We start from the raw sequence: 18,198 nt of genomic DNA, 5'->3' as shown, positions 1-18,198 counted from the left end.
TCGGAGAAGGCATGCTGTCCGAAGCTGTCCGGCTGGCCGTGGGAATCCTGGTGGTATTGCTCCCCGGATTCTCGATTCTCCTGGTCGCCGGCGTACGCGAGCGGTTGTGGCTGGCGGGCCTCTCGGCGCCGCTGACCACCGGGTTCGTCCTGCTGGTGTCCCTGTTCACCGGCGTCACCGGACTCCGCTTCGGCCTGCTGACCGCGGTCGTCGCGCTCGTGGTCGTGCTGCTCGTGCTCGGCGGCGTGCGGTGGCTGGTCCGCCGCCGTCGCCCGGCCGCGGATCCGGCGGAGCCCGCCGAAGACCCGCGGCTGCGCACGCTGACCGGCCGGGCCGGGACGGTCGCCCAGGTGCTGGGCGCGCTCATCGCCGTCGCCGGGGTCGGCCTCGGCGTCCGCATGTGGCACAAGGGCCTCGGGTCGTGGCGGACGCCGACCCAGGAGCACGACACCGTCACGCACGCAGTGCTGACCGCGTTCACGCACTTCACCGGCAAGGCCGCGCCGTGGCAGATCCTGCCGATCGACGTCGTGCACGACACCAACGTCCAGTTCTACCCGCCCGGGTTCACCGACATCTGCGCGCTGCTCACCGACATCTTCGGGGACACGATGCTGTCCCTGAACCTGACGACCGTCGTGTTCATGGTGGTCGTGCTGCCGCTGTCGGTGGCCGCCTTCACCGCGGCGGTGCTCCGGCACGGCCGGCTCGGCCGCGGCTGGGTCGAGCTCGCCGCCGGGGTGGCCGCGCTGGTCTCCGTGCAGCTGTACCGCCCCGGCATCGCCTTCGCCCACGACGGCGGGGTCCTGCCGAACGCGGCCGCGATGACGCTCATGCCCGGGCTCGTCGCGGTGATGCTGGTGATCGGCAAACGCCACTGGGGCCGCGCGGTGCTGGTCGGCGTCGCCGCCGCGGGCGCGTTCAACCTGCACCCGAGCGCGCTGACCTCGGTGGCGCTGACGACGGTCGCGGCCATGGTCGGCCTGCTGTTCACCAAAGCGGGCCGGCTCGCCTTCGTCCGCGCGCTGCTGCCGCTGGTGGTGACGGGCGTGGTCGCCGTCGTCCTCATCGTCCCGGACGTGCTGGCGCTGCTGCGGCTCGGCGGCGGCACGGTGGTCGACGCGCCGGCCAACATCCCCGGCTCACCGCTGCGCGAGTCGGCCGAGCTGGTCGCCCGGCTGCCCTACGGCGGCTACTTCGACCCGGGCGGCACGATGGGCCAGCTGGTGCTCGGCCTGCTGGGCCTGGCCGGCGTCGTCGCCACGCTGCTGTCCCGGCGGGCGTGGCCGCTGCTGACGGCCTGGCTGTTCTGGGCCGCGGTCATGGTGAGCTTCCACTACTCGCCCAACTCCGGGTTCGGCGCGACCATCGGCCGCTACTACTACCGGGTCGCCAATCGCCTCGACACCCACGTCTACCTGCTGATCCCGCCGCTGGCGGGGGTGCTGTTCGTGGCGCTCGGGCTGTTCGTCGTCGCGGTGCGGGCCCGCAACCCGATCCCGGCGCGGCTCCGCCCGGCGGTGGCGTTCGGGCTGATCGTGGTGCTGCTCGGCGCGCTGACGGTGACGTCGTTCCGCGGCTACATGAACACCGGGGCGCTGTCGCTCAGCCAGCGTTACGCGGCCCCGCAGTTCGTCCGCTACAACGCGGCGGACGACGCGGCCGCGAAGTGGCTCCACGAGCACGCGGCCCCGGGCGAGACGATCCTCAACAACGCGAACGACGGCTCGACGCTGCTGTACGTCGACTACGACCTGCCGATCCTCAACATCGTCCCGGACGGCCACAGCCCGATCGAGGACAACATCACCCTGCTGGCGAAGTTCAACGACTTCCCGGCCGACCCGCAGGTCCAGAACATCCTGAGGGCGAAGAACGTCCGCTGGGTGTACGTGGATTCCTCGGCCCCGACGGTCGGCACGGACGGCCACCACTGGACGGGCCAGCTGACGTTCAGCCTGGCACCGGGGCTGAGCGGGCTGACGGGCCTGCCGGGCCTGACGAAGGCGTTCAGCTCGGGCACGGTCAGTGTGTACCGGCTGGACCTGCCGCAGACCCCGCCCCGGGGCTGAGGGCGGTCAGAGCTGGGCTTCTGCCGCGGCTGGTCGTGAGTGGTAACGCGGGTTAGAACCCGCTTTACCACTCACGACATCCTGGTGACCGGCTCCGGGGCCCGCCGCAGGACGAAGGCGAGCACCACCGCCAGCCCCAGGGTCGGCGCCACCGCCAGCGCGACCACCGCGCGGAACACCGTGTCACCCGGCAGGAACAACAGCACCAAGGACGCCGTCCCGGTCACCACCGCCCACGTGGCCAGCACCAGCCGAGCCTGGGTACGGGCGATCAGCACCGCCGTGAGCAGCTGCATCGGCACCAGCAGCACCGACGACCACACCAGCCCCGCGACCGACCAGCCGTCGATGTCGTACTTCGGGCCGCTGACGGTCCGGACCGCCCACGGCCCGATCCACATCCCGACCAGGGCGCCGACCGCGGCGAGCACCAGCGCGGCGCCGGCGCCGAGAGCCAGCACGCGGCGCAGCCTGTGGCGGCCCTCCTCGGTGACCGAGAGCCGGACGACGAACGGCACCGCCAGCGACTGCACCGGCCCGATCAGCGTCAGCGGCAGCCGCGCGATGACCAGCGCCGCGAACAGCGAGCCGACGCGGTCGCGGTCTCCGCCGGGCGCGAGCAGGCCGACCAGCGCGGGGTAGCCCGTGATGACCGCCGCCGTCAGGGCCGCGCCGACCAGGAGCATGCCCATCCGGCGGGACGTGACGCCCCAGCCGTCGCCCTCGACCCGGAAGTCGAGCAGCCGGCGAGCCGGGCGGGCGAACAGCAGCCAGGCGAACGAACCGGCCGCGACCGCGATCGCCAGCGAGACGACGTTGTAGGCGACCGAGACGAACAGGACACCCAGGACCAGCGCCCGGATCGCCGGTTCGGCCACCACGAGCAGGGAAAAGGCCTTCACCTTGTGCTGCCCGATGAGCAGCCCGCGCGTGCCGAACTGGCAGGCGAACGCGACCCCGCCGCACAGCACGATCAGCGCCAGCGACCAGTCGCCGCGGAAGAGCCTTTCGTTGACCGGTGGGATCAGCAAGGCGAGCGAGAACGCGGCCGCGACGACCACGCCGACCGCCACCGCCCGCAGAGCCGGGCGGCCCGCCTTGCCGCCGGCGAGCGCGGCGACCGCCGACTGGCGCGAAAGCTCCTGCTCGAGCGGCGACAGCGTGCTGCCGAGGCCCATGATCAGGCCCCAGAAGGTGACGAAAACCGCGTACTCCGGCGGGGACAGCAGGCGCTGGCAGGCGACCGTGAGCAGGTAGCCGAGGCCGATGGACACGATCAGCGAGCCGCCGAGGCTGCCCGCGGTTGTGCGTCCGCTGCGTGCGGTGGCCGGGGTGTCCACTTCGGTGCTCATCGACGACGGAGCCGGGCGCGCCCCGCCATGGCGAGTCCACGCAGGACACCGGCGCCGAACCCGCCGGCGAACACCGGCAGCAGCGTGCTGACCGCGCGGGCCTCGGGGCCGGTCGCGCCGCACTTCTTGACGATCTCGCCCGCCGCGACCGCGCCGAAGACACCGGCGGCCAGCGTCGTCTTCGGCTTCTTCGCGGCGAAGACCAGGCCGACGGCACCGGCCGCGAGCGCGCCGAACAGGGCGTTGCGGGCCGGCCCGGGCGAGGCGATGTAGGAGTCCACGTAGGTAGTGCCGCGGAAGTAGGCCTGCTGCGTGAACTTCTTGAACGAGTCGCGCCCGTGGTAGGTCGCCGACAGTTCCGGGGCCAGCCAGATCCGCTCGTGCTCGGCGATCCAGCGCAGCATGCGGGTGTCGTCACTGGCGAAGCGGAGGTCGTCGAACAGCGACGCGAACGCCGTCACCGAGCCTTCGAGGAGGCCGCGGCGGGCGCAGAAGAACGTCGTTCCCTTCGGGTAGACGTCGAACTCCTCGATGCCGTACGACATCAGGCGCGGGTTCGCGCAGTACTTGCGCCAGGGCACCTTGACCAGGCCGGCCATGAACCCGGCGTACGGGTTGTGCTCGGACGCGACGTTGATGTGGCCGTTCCAGACCGCGCGCTCGGGGTGCTCGACGAGCTGGTCGCGCAGGAACGTCAGGGTGGAATCGTCGACGATGACGCGGCTGTCGAGCAGCGCGATCCACTCGCCGGAGGACTTGGCGATGCCCGCCCGCCGGGCCTCGAACCGGCCGGCGTTGGCCTGGCTCAGCACGGTGATGCCGTGGCGTTCGCGCAGGTCGTCGAGCCGGGACGGCGTGGCGTCCGTGCTGCCGTCGTCGACCACGACGACCTCGATCGGCCAGCTCGCGGCGGACGCCGAAGCGAGCAGCGCGCCGACACTGCGTTCGATCCAGTCCTGCTCGTTGTAGACCGGGATCACGACGCTGAGCGAGGGGAGGAGCGGGTTCGCACTCACCGTGCCGAGGCTACCCGGCGGCCCCCGTGGCAGGTCGGCCAGTATCCTTACGCCACCGCACCCGACCAGAAATGGGCTTCACGGTGATTTCCTTCATTCTCGGCACCACCGCGGAACTGATCAAGATCGCCCCGGTCTACCACGGGATCCGCGAGCGCGGGATGCGGCCGAAGATCTGGTTCACGGCCCAGCACGTCGACGAGGTCGCGGACGTCCTCGCCGACCTGAACATGCCGCAGCCGGACGTCTGGCTGGTGCCGGAGGACAAGGCCCACAACCTCGAGTCGCCGGCGCAGGTCCCGGGGTGGGCCGCGCAGGTGCTGCGCACCGCGTGGAGCCGCCGCCACGAACTGCGCGCCGCGCTGACCGAGGACGGCCGCCCGCCGCTGGTGCTGGTGCACGGCGACACGTTCACCACGCCGTACGGCTCGCTGATCGGCAAGCGGATCCTGAAGTCCCGCGTCGGGCACGTCGAGGCGGGCGCGCGCTCGGGCAGCATCCTCTCGCCGCTGCCGGAGGAGCTGAACCGCAAGATCGCGGCGAAGATCGTCGACATCCACTTCGCGCCGAGCATCCGCGAGGTCAACAACCTCCGCAACGCCCGCGGCGTGGTCGTCGACACCGAGGCCAACACGGCGATCGACGCGATGCGCCTCGCCATCAACCAACCGCTGGACGTGCCGAACCTGCCGGAGAAGTTCGGCCTGGCCACGCTGCACCGCTTCGAGCTGGTCTCGCGCCCGGACAAGTACCGCGAGGCGCTGGAGATCCTGCGCGAGCAGAGCCGCAAGATGCCGATCCTGTACATGGCCGGCGCGCCGGAGCGCGAGAAGATCCGCTCGCTGGGCATCGGGAACATCTTCGACGACCAGTTCATCGTCCAGCCGAAGATGCGGTACCTGAAGTTCCTGCCGCTGGTGGCGCGCGCCGAGTACGTTGTCACCGATTCGGGTGGTCTTTCGGCGGAGTGCTACTACCTCGGCCTGCCGTGCGCGGTGCACCGCGAGCGCACGGAGACCCCGCAGCACCTCGGCGAGACGGTCGTGCTGACGGAAATGCGCGGCGACAAGCTGCAGAACTTCCTCGACACGTACCAGAACCGCCGCGGTGAGTCCTGGATGGACAAGTACCACCCGTCCGAGATCGTCGTGGACACCCTGGCGCAGCTCGGCTACTGCTGAGGTCTCGTCGGGGTGACCCCGGGTTTCTCCGGGGGTGAGCCGGGCAAAGTGTCGCCATGATCCACATCGGACTGGCGGCCGCACTGGTGGTGGTCCCGCCCATCGACCAGGGCGAGGTTCGTGACGCCGCGCTGACGGCGGGCTTCCAGGAGGCGTACGTCGGCGCGGCGGGCCCGATCGCGCGAGCGATCCACGCGGCGTACGACATCCCGGCGTCGGTCACGGTGGCGCAGGCGATCCTGGAGTCGAACTGGGGCCGCAGCAAGCTGTCCACGGCCGAGCTGAACCACTTCGGCTTCAAGTGCGTGACGCCGTCGAGCCCGGGGCCGATCGCTCTGCGCTGCACGCGCTACCCGACGACGGAGTGCATTCCGGCGCCGTGCCACCCGGTGGATGCGTATTTCCGTTCGTACGCCTCGATCGACGACTCGTTCCGCGACTACGGACGGCTGTTGACGACGTCCTCGAACTATGCGGCGGCGCTGCCGGTGCGCCAGGACCCGGATGCGTTCATCCGGGCGGTGGCGAGGAAGTACGCCACCGACCCGGAGTACGCGAACAAGGTGATCAGGCTGATGAACCTGTACGACCTTCGCCGCTTCGACGCCCCTTAGAGCACCCGGCGACCGGAGAGCGCGCGCCCCAGCGTCAGCTCGTCCGCGAACTCCAGGTCACCGCCCATCGGGAGCCCCGACGCCAGCCGCGTCACGCTCAGGCCCGGGAAGTCACGCAACATGCGGACCAAGTAGGTCGCCGTCGCCTCGCCTTCCGTGTTGGGGTCCGTCGCGATGATGATCTCGCTGATGTCCGCCTCGCCGATGCGCTTGAGGAGCTCGCGCATCCGCAGCTGCTCCGGGCCGATGCCCGACAGCGGGTCGAGCGCGCCGCCCAGGACGTGGTAGCGGCCCTTGAACTCGCGGGTGCGCTCGACCGCCAGGACGTCCTTCGGCTCCTCGACCACGCAGATGACCGTGAGGTCGCGGCGCTCGTCGCGGCAGATGCGGCACTTCTGCTGCTCGGAGACGTTGCCGCACACCTCGCAGAACTGCACGCCCTCCTTGACCTTGCCGAGGACGTCCTGCAGCCGCGAGATGTCCGCCGGGTCCGCGGCCAGCAGGTGGAACGCGATCCGCTGGGCGCTCTTCGGCCCGACCCCGGGCAGGCGCCCGAGCTCGTCGATCAGGTCCTGGACGACACCTTCGTACAAGTTCGTCAGCCGCCGAAGCCGAGGCTGCCGAGGTCCGGCATGCCGCCACCGCCGCCGAGGCCGCCGGCCAGCGGCCCGAGCTTCTGCTCGGTGAGCTTCTGCGCGCTCGCCGACGCGTCGCGGACCGCCGCCACGATCAGGTCGGACAGCGTCTCGACGTCGTCCGGGTCGACCACCTTCGGGTCGATCCGGAGGCTCTTCAGCTGGCTGTCACCGGACACGGTCGCGGTGACCAGTCCGCCGCCGGCGGTGCCGGTGACCTCGGTGTTGGCCAGCTCTTCCTGGGCTTCGACGAGCTTCTGCTGCATCTGCTGCGCCTGCTGCATCAGCTGGGAAAGGTCGAAGCCGCCGCCGGGTTGGGCCATGATCGCACTCGGTCCTCTCTGCACGCCTGTGTCTCCACCAGGGTAGTCGCGCCACGCGAAGTGCCGGGCTGTGGCACCGTGGTCGCCGTGCGACGCGCGACTGCTCCCCTCCTGCTGGCCGGTGCCCTCCTGCTCACCGGCTGCTCCGACGACGCTCCAGCGGCGCCCACGCCCGCTCCGGCGCCCGTGGTCACGTCCACGACCGCGTCGCCCACGCCGTCGTCTCCCTCGCCCTCGCCGACGCCGACGCCGTCTTCGTCGCCATCGGCCACGCCGCCGCCGGTGGCGGCCGGGAAGGTCGTCGTGCTGGACCCCGGGCACAACGGCGGCAACGGCGCCCACCCGGCGGAGATCAACCGCCCGGTGCCGGCCGGGCGCGGGCAGACCAAGCCGTGCAACACCACCGGCACCGCGACCAACGCGGGCTACCCCGAACACGCGTTCACCTTCGACGTCGCCCAGCGGGTCGGGAAAGCGCTGGCGGACAAGGGGATCAAGGTTGTCTACACGCGACAGGACGACACCGGCGTCGGCCCCTGCGTCGACCGCCGCGCGGCGATCGGCAACGAGGCCGGCGCGGACGCGGTCGTCTCCATCCACGCCGACGGCTCCGAGGCCGCGGGAGCGAACGGCTTCCACGTCGCGTATTCGTCACCCCCGCTGAACGCCGCGCAGGGAGCACCTTCGACGCGGCTGGCGCAGACGCTGCGCGACACGATGCGCACGAACAGCTTCAGCGCGGCGAACTACATCGGCACGAACGGCCTGTCGGCCCGCGCGGACCTGGCCGGCCTCAACCTCTCGACCCGGCCGGCGGCCCTGGTGGAGTGCGGCAACATGCGCAACGCCACGGAGGCGGCCCGGATGACGAGCGCGGACGGCCGGCAGCAGTTCGCGTCGGCCATCGCGGCGGCGATCGAGGCCTACCTGGCCTCCTGAGCCTCGAGGACGGCCTCGCCGTGCCGCGTCGCCCACTTCGTGAGCACGCCGATCGGCTCGACGAGCGTCCGGCCGAGCTCGGTCAGGCAGCACTCGACACGCGGCGGCGCTTCGGCGTACGCGCGGCGGTCCACCAGGCCGTAGCCCTGGAGCCCTGGAGCCCTGGAGCCCTGGAGCTTCCGCGGCTGAGCGCGAGGGCCGCCGGCCCAAGGTGCGCAACATCCGCAACGACCCGCGCGTCACCGTGCTGATCGAGGACCACGACGAGCGCGACGCGCGGGGGCTGCCGCAGTACCTGCTGGTCCGGGGCACCGCCCGGGTGACCGGGCCGGACATCGCCGACGAGTTCACCGCGCTGATGGACCGGCAGGCCCGCCGGTACCTCGGCGCCGAGAAGTACGAACTGGGCAACCAGGGCTCACCGACGGCCGTGATCGTGCGCATCACGGCCGACCGGGTCACGGGCATCGGCCCCTGGACCTCCTGACCCGTACCCGGAACGTCGGCCCGCGCACCCGGAGGGTCGGCTGGCGTACCCGGAGGGTCGGCTTGCGTACCTGAAGGGTCGGCCCGCGCACCTGATGGGTCGGCCCGCGCACCTGATGGGTCGGTTTACGCACCTGGGGGTCGGCCGGTCAGCCGACCGGCTGGGTACGTGAGCCGACCCTCTGGGGGCGTTCGTTCAGTCGAGGGGGCGGGCGCCGAGGTGCTCGGAGAGGAGCTTGCGGGCCAGCTCGTCCGGGTCCTTGTCCGGCGGGGGTGGGGGCGGCGGCGGGGCCGGGCTGGCGTCCTCGTTGTAGAGGTCCTCGTCGTCCTCGTCGGAGGGTTCCGGGGGCAGCGGGATGTCCGGCTCGCTCGTCGTGACCTTGGGCCGCGCCGGGGGCGGCGGCGGGGTCGCGGGGCGGGCCGCCGGTTCGGCGGGCGGTGCGGCCGTCGCCGACTGGCGGGTGAACGACCGCTCCGGTGCCGGGGCCGCCTGCTGCGGCCGGGCGGCGGCCGCGGTCGGGGCGCTGCCGTGGACGCAGCGGACCTGCCAGTCGCCGCCCAGGACCTCGGTCAGGGCGCCGGCGATCTTGCGGGCGTTGTCCTGGTCGGAGAGGCGGCGGGCCAGCGGCTCGGACTTGTGGGTGAGCGTCAAGGCATTGCCCTCGACGCTCGCGACCGTGGCCTGCGTCAGCATCGCCTCGAGGCTGCGACCGCCGGTGAACTTGCGCAACGCGGTCATCAGCTGCGGCCAGATGCTCCGGATCCCGGCCGCGTCCATCCCGCCCGAGGTCGTGGGCGCGCCGGCCGCGGGTTCCGGCGCCGGGGCGGCCGCGCGCGCGGCGTCATCGGGAGACGCGGAGGCGCTCGCCGGAGCGGGCGTGCCGCCGCCGGGCGTGCGCACCGCGCCCCAGCCGCCCGACTGGGTCTCGGCCGCCGAAGCAGCCGCCGGTGCGGCTGCGGCCGGAGTGCGCACGGCACCCGAACCGCCGTCGCCCGGCTGAGCCTCAACCGGCGCATTCGCGGCACTCCCGCCTTCGCGGGGCTGCGCCGAAGCGGGCGGACGCACGGCACTTCCGCCGTCGGCGGCGTCGGCCGGGCGGCCGGGCGGCTTGACCGGCTCCGGCACCGGGGCCGGGCCCGCCGAGCCCGGGCGCTGCGAAGGCCTCGAAAACTCGCGTTCCGGAGCCGCCCGCACCGGGGGCTCCACGCCGCCCTCGGCCGGTGCGCCGCCACCGCCGGCCAGCGTCGCGCGGCGCTCCAGGCGCTCGATCCGGGCCAGCAGGGCCTTTTCCGCATCGGTCACCGACGGCAACAGCATCCGCGCGCACAGCAGCTCGAGCACGAGCCGGGGCGAGGTCGCGCCGCGCATCTCCAGAAGTCCATTGTGGACGATGTCGGCGTAGCGGGAGAGGGTGCCGAGGCCGAGCCGCTCGGCCTGCGCGACCATCCGCGACAGCTCCTCCTCCGGCGCGGACACCAGCCCGCCCGCGGACTCCGGCACCGCGCGCAGCAGCACCAGGTCGCGCAGCCGGTCGAGCAGGTCGGTCGCGAACCGGCGCGGGTCGTGGCCGGCCTCGGTGAGCTTCTCGACCGTGCCGAACACCGTGGCCGCGTCCTCGGCCGAGAGGGCGTCGACCATGTCGTCGATCAGCGCGACGTCGGTGACGCCCAGCAGCGCGACCGCCCGCGAGTACGAAACGCCCTCCGGCCCGGCGCCGGCGAGCAGCTGGTCGAGCACCGACTGCGTGTCCCGCGCCGACCCGCCGCCCGCGCGGATGACCAGCGGGTACACCGCCGGCTCGACCTCGACGCCCTCGGCCGCGATGTTGCGCTCCAGGAGGTTGCGCATCGAGCTCGGCGGGATCAGCCGGAACGGGTAGTGGTGCGTGCGTGAGCGGATGGTGGTCAGCACCTTGTCCGGCTCGGTGGTGGCGAAGATGAAGATGACGTGCTCGGGCGGCTCTTCCACGATCTTCAGCAGGGCGTTGAAGCCCTGCGTGGTGACCATGTGCGCCTCGTCGATGATGAACACGCGGTAGCGCGCCTCGGCCGGCGCGTAGAACGCCTTGTCACGCAGCTCGCGGGCGTCGTCGACACCACCGTGGCTGGCCGCGTCGAGCTCCGTGACGTCGACGCTGCCCGGGCCCTCGGGCGCGAGCGCCTTGCACGAGTTGCACTCGCCGCACGGGTCCGGCGTCGGGCCCTTGGCGCAGTTCAGCGAGCGCGCCATGATGCGTGCGCTGGACGTCTTGCCGCAGCCGCGTGGACCGGAGAAGAGGTAGGCGTGGTTGATCCGCCCGGCGGACAGCGCCGTGCGGAGGGGTTCGGTCACATGCTCCTGCCCGACGACCTCGGCGAAGGTTGCCGGACGGTACTTGCGGTACAGCGCGAGAGCCACGCCACCAACTTACAGTGGCGCGCAGCGCCTCCGTTGAGGGTGGTGGCGGGGGCATCGGCGGAGTACCGCCAGGGTCCGACAACCTTCGCCGTGCGGTCAGGAGACCAGGGCCGCCGCTTCGGCGACCAGAGCGTTCACCTTGGTGACGTGCGCCGCGGTGAACGCGTCACGCGCCCTTGCCTTCGGCAGCTCGACGTCCAGGTAGTGCTGCGCGCCGGAGTCCGGCCCGTCGAGCACGCCCTGCGCGACCGCCTGCACCTCCGGGCCCTCGCCCAGGGTCCGGGTGACGTAGATGTCCAGGTCGATCAGGTGCGCCTTGTCCCGGCCGTGGGCCAGGAACTCACGGATGTCGGCCACGGTCCCGTCCAACGCGTTCTGCGCCCACGACTTCGTCGCCGGGCCACCGGCCGCCATGATCTGGTTGACCTCGATGCGGTCGTCGGTGTCGCGGCCCGGGTAGTCACCGGTGCGCAGCAGCGCGGCGACCCCGGCGTACGGGCCGGCGAGCGCGTCCCGAGCCGCCTGGCGCAGGCCGGGGCGGGCGTTCGGGTCCGCCGCGATCGCCGAGACGGCGGCGCGGTCGTCGGACTCCTGCGCGACGGCGAGACCGCTGTGCACGAACGTGACGACGTCGTCGTCCGAGCCGCTCAGCGCGGCACGGGCGGCGTTCTTGACGGCGGCACCGCCGTTGCGCAGCAGGTAGACGGACGCCTTGCGGCCGTTCGGCACGGTCAGCGCCGGGTCGGCCGCGTCGGCCAGCAGCTTGTCGTTGTCCTTCTTCGCCTGCGCGGCGCGCGCGGCGGCCTCGCTGGCCTGCTGCTGCGCGGCCGCCTCGGCGGCCGAGGCGGCCCGGCCGTCCTGCTGGTTCTGGGCCCGCTGCGCGGCGAGGCGGTTGGTGTTCGCCGTTCGCGCGTCCGCGGCGAGCTGTGCGGCCTTGTCCGCGGCGAGCTTCACGTCCTGGGGCCGGTTGCCGGCCGCGGCGGCCTTGGCCGCGTCGAGCTGCTCCTGGACCGCGGTGACTTCGCCGTCGTAGTTCGCGGCGACCTGCCGCCACAGCGACAGGAAGTACCGGACGTCCTCCGGCGTGCCGTCGAACGCCGCCTGCGCGGCGGCCTTGACCTCCGGGCCGCCGGCGGCCATGGCCTGGCTGGCCGTGACGCGGTCGTCGATGTCCTTCGCCTGCTGCAGGCCGGTTTCCAGGAAGGCCCGCACGTCGGCGGGCGTGCCGTTGTCGAGCACCTCCGTGCCCCGCTCGTTGACGGTCGGGCCGCCGGTGTCCATGGCCTGGCTGACGGCGATCCGGTCGTCGGCGCTGCGGGCCAGCGGCAGGCCGTTCGCCAGGTATTCGCGGATGTCGTCCTGGGTGCCGCTGAGCGCCCGCTGGGCGGTGCGCTTGGTGATCGGGCCGCCGGAGGAGAGCGCCTGGGTGACGAGGACCCGCTCGTCGTCGTTCTGCGCCTGCCGGCGGCCGGTGGCCAGGAAGGTCTGCAGGTCGGCGGGCGAGCCGAGCAACGCCGCTTCGGCGGCCCGCGCCACGCCCGGACCGCCGGTCTCCAGCAGCGAAACGGCCTGCGCCCGGTCGGGCAGCACATCCGCGGCCGCGGGCGTCGCGAAGACCCCCGCCGCGAGTGCCGCGGCAACGATTACTGCGTTTGCACGCAAGGTAAAACCCCCTCGATCGATGATCGTCCGTTCCCTTATCGCCGGAGCGGTCGGAATGTTTCCGATAACCTCGGATCCCGTGAGCCGCACACCGAAGCCCGAGCCGGTGCCCGGGCGGTACCCGGTGCGGTTCGGCACGGCGGAGCTGGTCCGCGACACCGCCCGCGGCAACGCCTGGCTGGTGTCGGTGGACGGCGTCGCCCAGTCGTACGTCGACCTCGACGACCCGGCCCACCTGGAGTTCGACTACGTCCGCCGGTTCGCGGACGTGGTGGACCGGCGGCCACCGGGCCCCCTGGACGCACTCCACATCGGCGGGGCGGCGTGCACGCTCCCGCGGTACGTCGCGGCGACGCGGCCGGGGTCCCGCCAGCTCGTGTTCGACGCCGACGGCGAGCTGGTGGAGCTGGTCCGCGCGCAGCTGGGGCTGCGGGTGCCGGGCTTGCGCGTCCGGGTGACGGACGGCCGCGAAGGCCTGGCGACGCGCCGCGAGGAGTCGGCGGACCTGGTGGTGGTCGACGCGTTCGAGAGGGCCACCCTGGCCGGCGGCCTGGCGACGCTGGAGGCAACCCGGGCGATCGCGGCCATCCTCCGGACCCAGGGCACCTACCTGGCGAACATCACGGACGGCTCGGGTCTGCCGTTCGCCCGCCGCTTCCTGGCGACGCTGCTCGAGGTCTTCCCGGAGGTCCTGCTGCTGGCGGACCCGGGAGTACTGCGCGGCCGCCGCTTCGGCAACTTGGTGCTGGCGGCCTCGGCGGCCGAGCTCCCCGCGGAGGAGCTGACCCGCCAAACGGCCTCGGCGGCCTTCCCGGCACGGTGCGTTCACGGCGCGGAGCTGCGGAAACTGGCGGGAAGAGCGGCCCCGATAACGGACGCGGACGCCCCGCCGCCCCCGAACCCCCCGGACGACGTGCTGGGCCTGTTCTGATCCCCAGCCCCGCCCACCCCCGCGCCCCAGATGACACGGCAGGCCTGCGGGCCCACCCAGGGAACACCACACAACACGTCAGGCCACCGAGGGCCCGGCAGCGCTCCCAGGCCGCACCCGAGGCACCGTGGGGGTCCGGGGGCTCGGCCCCCGGGCAGAAGAACGAAGTGAAGGCCCGGCAAAGGGGCGAAGCCCCGAAGCCGGAGCCGAAAAGAAGGGGACCCCGCGCACCCGCCAGAGCCTGCTTATCCTTGCTGCCTTCCGGCCCTGGGGAGGTTCACAGGGTGGACGCCGCGCGGGGTCCGTGGATCAGTGTAGCGAAGTCCGCTCAGGCGCCCGCACCTGCCTGGGCTCGGGCCCGCTTGAACGTGTTGTGCAGCACCGCCAGCAGCGCGTCTCGCACCGAAAGCTTCTGCCGGGCGTCGAAGGTGATCAGCGGGACGTCGTCGCTCACCGCGAGGGCCCAGCGGATGTCCTCGAGGTTGTGGCCGAGTGATCCGTCGAACATGTTCACCGCGACCACGAACGGCAGGCCCGCGTTCTCGAAGTAGTCGACCGCCGGGTAGCAGTCGTCCATGCGGCGGGTGTCGACGATGACCAGTGCGCCCAGTGCGCCGTGGACCAGGTCCTGCCACATGAAGCCGAAGCGGTCCTGGCCCGGCGTGCCGAACAGGTACAGCTTGACCTCTTCGTCGATCGTGATGCAGCCGAAGTCCAGGGCGACCGTGGTGGTGGTCTTGGCCGGGACGTGGCCGGTGCTGTCCACGGTCGCCGCCACGGAGGTGATCGCCGCCTCGGTGGTGAGGGGCTTGATCTCCGAGATGGACGACACCGCCGTCGTCTTGCCGACGCCGAAGCCGCCCGCGATGACGATCTTGACCGGGGCCGGCGGCCGGGTGCCCGGTTCAGTGAATGGCTTCGAGTCCACGAATGACCCTTTCGATCATGCCGAGGTCGTGCGAGTTGTGGGTGCCCGGCCGCCGGACGACGACGTAGCCCAGTTCGGCGAGGTCGGCCACCAGCACCCTGGCCACGCCGATGTGCAGGCCGAGCATGGCGGCCACCTCGGCGACCGACATCGTGTTCCGGCAGAGGGAAACGATTTCCTGGCGTTCGAACGTGAGCTTCGGGTGCGACGCCGCACCGAGGCGGGACGTCATGACCTGGGCCTCGATTTCGAGGCTCTGGTCGACCGGCTGGGCCCGTCCCGAGGTCATCAGGTACGGCCGCAGCAGCGAGATGTCCGGTTCTTCGGTCATCGCGTCGCTCCCTAACTCCATCCATGCCCCCACCCCCGCCCTCAACGGAGGCGCAAAGCGCCGCTGCTTAGCTTCCGACGGTGTTCTTGAGCTCCTCGATGAGCCCCGGCGTCAGAACCTCGGTGGCACGGTTGGCGAACATCGCCATTTCGTAGGCGATCGTGCCCAGGCTGGCCTGCTTGTTGGCCAGCACACCCAGCGAGCAGCCGATGCTGATCGTGCAGACGAGCAGGTACCCGTACTCGAGTTCGATGATCACCTTGTCGGGTGAACCAAGCGGGTGGCTGTCGGAGACGCCGTGGGCGAGCCCGAGCATGGCGGAGGAGATCGCGGCGAGACGGTCGGCGTTGGAGCGCTCGAGCTCCGTCGACATCGCGATCAGCAGGCCGTCGGCCGAAACCGCGATGGCGGCTATCGCGCCCGCGGTGTGCTGCGCGAAGCGGCTCACCAGCCAGTTGAAGTTCTGGGCTTCGACACTGACGCCAGGTGCGGGGATGCTCATTTCCTGCTCTCTTCTCCTCGTTCCATCACACGACCGGCGACCACGCCTTGGGGCGGGCTGTCTGCCGTCACGTCCTCCGCCTTGGCGAGGCCTGCGGCGAACGCGTCGAACGCCGCTCGTTCGGCCGCCGGGTCCCGCTTGGAGCGGTTGGCGACGGCGCGGGCGAGCGGCCGCCCCGCGGACTGCTGACGCAGGCCGGGGGCGAGCTGGGCACCGGGGACACGGCGCATCAGGCCGTCGCGCGACTGCGCGGCGGCCGTGAACGGGGCCGTGGCCACCAGCGGCGCGTCCGCGGGGACGCGGGCCGGGACAGCTGACACCGGTTCGGTCACGGCGGCGGGCGGCGGGTCGGCCGTCAGCGCGCTGACCTCGGCGGCCTTGGCGAAGGCGTTGGGGGGCGGGCTGACCTCGGCGGCCTTCGCGAAGGCGCTCGCGAAGCCGTCCATCGCGGCCTTGGTCGCTTCCGGGTCGTGCCGCGGCTTGGTGTCGGCCACCGCCGCGGACGTGCCCGGGCTGGGCAGCTGGGCGCCGCGGACCCGGCGGCGCAAGCCGCCCCGAGACTCCGATGACGACACCGTCGCCGCCACCGGCTCGGGCGCTTCGGCGGCTTCGGCGAGTTCGGCGTCGGGTTCGGCGTCCGGCCACACCGGTTCCAGTTCGCGGAACCAGCGGAAGCCGTTGCCGTGGCCGAGCAGCGCCGGGATCGCCGGCGCCGGCAGTTCGGCGGGCCGGTCGGGGACCGGTTCGGGCGCCGCCGGCCGGAGTTCGTCCAAAGAGGACAGAGCAGGCGGTGCGGCGGGGACAGCAGGTGCGATCGGGACGGCCGGCGCGGCGTGCCGCGGCGACGACGCGATCGGCGGCGCGGCCTGCGCCGGGATCACGGGTGCCTGCTCGGTCTTCGGCCGCAGCTCGGTGCGGTGGCTGAACAGCGGCGCCGGGATGGTCAGCCGCGCGGTCACGCCGCCGGTGGTCGGCGTCGCGAGCAGCTCGACCCGCAGCTCGTGGCGCCGCGCCAGGCGGCCGACCACGAACAGGCCGAGCACACTGGTCGGCGCGAGCTCCAGGCGTTCGCGCTCGACGAGCCGCCGATTCTCCTCGCCCAGCTTCTCCGCGGTCATGCCGATGCCGTGGTCGACGATGCTCACCAGGCAGGCGCCGTCGGACAGCAGCATGGTGTCCACCTCGACCATCGAGCCCGGCGGCGAGAACGACGTCGCGTTCTCGAGCAGCTCGGCGAACACGAGCACGAGGTCGGCACCGAGGGCCGACGACAGCAGGATTTCGGCGACGACACCGAGCTTGACGCGCTGGTAGTCCTCGATCTCCGCGAGCGCCGAGCGCAGCGCCGTGGACAGCTCGATCGGGCCGGCGATCCGCGTTTCGTCGCGGGTGCCGGACACCACGAGCAGGTTGTCGGCGTTCCGGCGCAGGCGGGTGGAGAGGTGGTCGAGCCGGTAGAGGCTGGCCAGCAGCCGCGTGTCCTGCTCGTTGCGCTCGACCTCGTCGATCAGGGCCAGCTGGCGGCCGACGAGGTTCTGCGTCCGCTTCGCGACGTTCGCGAACATCAGGCTGGTGTTGCGCCGGGTGAGCGCCTGGCGCTCGACCAGCTCGGCCGCGGTGGTCTGGACCCGGTTGAACGCGGCGGCCAGCTTGCCCAGCTCGTCTTCGGAGACGACGTCGATGGTGGCCAGGCGCGGGACCTGCTCCTCGGCCTCCTCGGTGTCGGTCACGCGGACGAGCTCGGTGCCGGCGAGGTCGGCGACCGACGTCGCCGCGGTGGTCAGCTGGCGCAGCGGCCCGGCGATCGAGCGGGACACCGCGACGGCGAGGAAGACGACCAGCAGGAACAGCCCACCCGCGCCGAGGCCGACCGTCCAGGCCAGCCGGACCGCGCTGTCGGCTCGTTCGGTCGCGGAGTCGGCGATCTCGCTGATCGCCCGCTCCTGCACGAGTTTCCGCTGCCCCGCGTGGCTGTCCGCCGCGGAGAGCACGCTCGAGACGTACTGGGTGGTGCCCGCCGCGTCACGCGGGTTGCCGACCTGGGCGGCGAGGTCGTCGACGCGCCGGCCGGCGTCGCTCTGCTCGACGTGGACGACCTGGGCGGCGCGCTCGCTGTCGTCACCGTCGTCGCCCTGCTTGACGAACCGGTCGACGAAGATCGGCGCCTGCTGGGTCGCGTCGTCCAGGATGGGCCGCCCGGCCGCCGGCGACACCGCGGTCACGATGAGGGCCATCGCGCGCAGCGAGTTCTCCTCGTTCGCCCGCAGCAGCGCGTCCAGGGCCGTCAGCTCCCGCGTGCCCTCGGCGTCACTGGTGAGCTGCGGGACCAGGCGCAGTGCATCGATTACCGCGTCGACCACGGCGTTGTAGGTACGGGCGACGCTGTCGAGCGCGACGCCGCGGCGGGCGGCGTTCTGCCGCAGCTCACCGAGCGAGCCGATCCGGGTCAGCGCCGCGGAAAGCTCGTCGGGAGCGTCGGCCCCCAGCGCGGCGCGGACGTCGGCGACCGTGCTGTCGACCACCTTCTGCTGCTGGACCATCTGGTCGGGGCTCGCCGACGGCGTCGCCACGAACGCGGCCGTCAGCAGCCGCTCGCGCTGCAGCTGCCACATCAACCCGCCGAGCTGCTGCGCGTGCCGCGCCACCGTCGCCGACTGCGCCGCCGCACCGGCGCTGGTCGCCTGCGTCAGCACGAACGGCACCGACACCAGCGCCACCGCGACCAGCGGAGGCAGGAGCAGCAGGTTCAGCTTGCCGCGAATCCCGAGCCGGGCGAGAAAACCCCCGCCACCGGCCCGTTTCGCGACCGGCCTGCCGTGTCTCATCCC

General features: G+C 72.4%; 16 protein-coding genes, 1 other RNA gene and 1 pseudogene. 6 read left to right on the top strand and 12 right to left on the bottom strand.

All coding sequences use genetic code 11. The annotated features are described in order from the left end of the window. The first annotated feature begins 11 nt into the window (after window positions 1–11). Window positions 12–2,072: a DUF6541 family protein gene (locus tag C2L58_RS43865; protein WP_103343548.1), complete on the top strand. Its 2,061-nt coding sequence runs from the start codon at window positions 12–14 to the stop codon at window positions 2,070–2,072. Window positions 2,073–2,143: 71 nt separating this feature from the next. On the opposite strand, the gene C2L58_RS43860 is transcribed toward C2L58_RS43865, so the two are convergent. Together C2L58_RS43860 and C2L58_RS43855 are read right to left on the bottom strand one after the other, a co-directional pair. Further along, the gene (locus C2L58_RS43860; RefSeq protein WP_103343532.1) at window positions 2,144–3,424 is read right to left on the bottom strand and encodes a lipopolysaccharide biosynthesis protein; all 1,281 of its coding nucleotides are present in this window, start codon (window positions 3,422–3,424) and stop codon (window positions 2,144–2,146) included. Next, on the bottom strand, window positions 3,421–4,440 hold the full coding sequence (locus C2L58_RS43855; protein WP_103343531.1) for a glycosyltransferase family 2 protein: 1,020 nt from the start codon (window positions 4,438–4,440) through the stop codon (window positions 3,421–3,423). The genes C2L58_RS43860 and C2L58_RS43855 overlap by 4 nt, the downstream gene beginning before the upstream one ends. 71 nt (window positions 4,441–4,511) lie before the next feature. Between C2L58_RS43855 and C2L58_RS43850 the strand changes: the two genes are divergently transcribed. Together C2L58_RS43850 and C2L58_RS43845 are read left to right on the top strand one after the other, a co-directional pair. Further along, a complete protein-coding gene (locus tag C2L58_RS43850) occupies window positions 4,512–5,621 on the top strand; it encodes a UDP-N-acetylglucosamine 2-epimerase (protein WP_103343530.1) in 1,110 nt (369 codons plus the stop codon). Between the two features lie 56 nt (window positions 5,622–5,677). Then, the gene (locus tag C2L58_RS43845; protein WP_103343529.1) at window positions 5,678–6,235 is read left to right on the top strand and encodes a glucosaminidase domain-containing protein; all 558 of its coding nucleotides are present in this window, start codon (window positions 5,678–5,680) and stop codon (window positions 6,233–6,235) included. On the opposite strand, the gene recR is transcribed toward C2L58_RS43845, so the two are convergent. Beyond that, the gene (gene recR, locus C2L58_RS43840; RefSeq protein WP_103343528.1) at window positions 6,232–6,828 is read right to left on the bottom strand and encodes a recombination mediator RecR; all 597 of its coding nucleotides are present in this window, start codon (window positions 6,826–6,828) and stop codon (window positions 6,232–6,234) included. The two genes, C2L58_RS43845 and recR, sit on opposite strands and share 4 nt — an antisense overlap. A gap of 5 nt (window positions 6,829–6,833) precedes the next feature. Further along, on the bottom strand, window positions 6,834–7,193 hold the full coding sequence (locus C2L58_RS43835) for a YbaB/EbfC family nucleoid-associated protein (protein WP_103343527.1): 360 nt from the start codon (window positions 7,191–7,193) through the stop codon (window positions 6,834–6,836). 78 nt (window positions 7,194–7,271) lie between these two features. On the opposite strand from C2L58_RS43835, the gene C2L58_RS43830 reads away from it, so the two are divergent. Further along, the gene (locus C2L58_RS43830; RefSeq protein ID WP_233226265.1) at window positions 7,272–8,132 is read left to right on the top strand and encodes an N-acetylmuramoyl-L-alanine amidase; all 861 of its coding nucleotides are present in this window, start codon (window positions 7,272–7,274) and stop codon (window positions 8,130–8,132) included. On the opposite strand, the pseudogene C2L58_RS43825 reads toward C2L58_RS43830, so the two are convergent. Then, window positions 8,117–8,272: pseudogene (locus C2L58_RS43825) on the bottom strand (winged helix-turn-helix transcriptional regulator); the annotation flags it as partial. The gene C2L58_RS43830 and the pseudogene C2L58_RS43825 overlap by 16 nt on opposite strands. 71 nt (window positions 8,273–8,343) lie before the next feature. Here C2L58_RS43825 and C2L58_RS43820 point away from each other — a divergent pair. Further along, window positions 8,344–8,619, top strand: a complete 276-nt coding sequence (locus tag C2L58_RS43820) for a hypothetical protein (RefSeq protein WP_233226263.1) — start codon at window positions 8,344–8,346, stop codon at window positions 8,617–8,619. Between the two features lie 195 nt (window positions 8,620–8,814). On the opposite strand, the gene C2L58_RS43815 is transcribed toward C2L58_RS43820, so the two are convergent. Further along, window positions 8,815–11,016 (bottom strand): DNA polymerase III subunit gamma and tau, encoded by a 2,202-nt coding sequence (locus tag C2L58_RS43815; RefSeq protein ID WP_103343525.1) that lies wholly within the window; start codon window positions 11,014–11,016, stop codon window positions 8,815–8,817. Window positions 11,017–11,112: 96 nt separating this feature from the next. Next, the gene (locus C2L58_RS43810) at window positions 11,113–12,678 is read right to left on the bottom strand and encodes an ALF repeat-containing protein (protein WP_103343524.1); all 1,566 of its coding nucleotides are present in this window, start codon (window positions 12,676–12,678) and stop codon (window positions 11,113–11,115) included. Between the two features lie 55 nt (window positions 12,679–12,733). Here C2L58_RS43810 and C2L58_RS43805 point away from each other — a divergent pair, with 55 nt between their 5' ends. After that, window positions 12,734–13,609: a spermidine synthase gene (locus C2L58_RS43805; RefSeq protein ID WP_199191720.1), complete on the top strand. Its 876-nt coding sequence runs from the start codon at window positions 12,734–12,736 to the stop codon at window positions 13,607–13,609. 212 nt (window positions 13,610–13,821) lie between these two features. On the opposite strand, the gene ffs is transcribed toward C2L58_RS43805, so the two are convergent. The 5 genes from ffs to C2L58_RS43780 all read right to left on the bottom strand — a co-directional run bounded on the left by ffs (window position 13,822) and on the right by C2L58_RS43780 (window position 18,195). Next, window positions 13,822–13,916: signal recognition particle sRNA small type (gene ffs / locus C2L58_RS43800), an RNA gene on the bottom strand. A gap of 21 nt (window positions 13,917–13,937) precedes the next feature. Beyond that, on the bottom strand, window positions 13,938–14,537 hold the full coding sequence (locus C2L58_RS43795) for a GTP-binding protein (protein WP_103343523.1): 600 nt from the start codon (window positions 14,535–14,537) through the stop codon (window positions 13,938–13,940). Further along, window positions 14,515–14,868 (bottom strand): DUF742 domain-containing protein, encoded by a 354-nt coding sequence (locus C2L58_RS43790; RefSeq protein ID WP_013230635.1) that lies wholly within the window; start codon window positions 14,866–14,868, stop codon window positions 14,515–14,517. Before C2L58_RS43790 ends, C2L58_RS43795 begins: the two co-directional genes overlap by 23 nt. 67 nt (window positions 14,869–14,935) lie before the next feature. Beyond that, entirely contained in the window at window positions 14,936–15,370 is a 435-nt protein-coding gene (locus C2L58_RS43785) for a roadblock/LC7 domain-containing protein (RefSeq protein ID WP_103343522.1), read from the bottom strand. Beyond that, window positions 15,367–18,195, bottom strand: a complete 2,829-nt coding sequence (locus C2L58_RS43780) for a sensor histidine kinase (RefSeq protein ID WP_103343521.1) — start codon at window positions 18,193–18,195, stop codon at window positions 15,367–15,369. Before C2L58_RS43780 ends, C2L58_RS43785 begins: the two co-directional genes overlap by 4 nt. Window positions 18,196–18,198 lie beyond the last annotated feature (3 nt).

This window comes from Amycolatopsis sp. CA-126428 (genome assembly GCF_002904335.1).
In the GTDB taxonomy this organism is placed as follows: domain Bacteria; phylum Actinomycetota; class Actinomycetes; order Mycobacteriales; family Pseudonocardiaceae; genus Amycolatopsis.
This window is presented reverse-complemented; position numbering and strand designations above follow the sequence as displayed.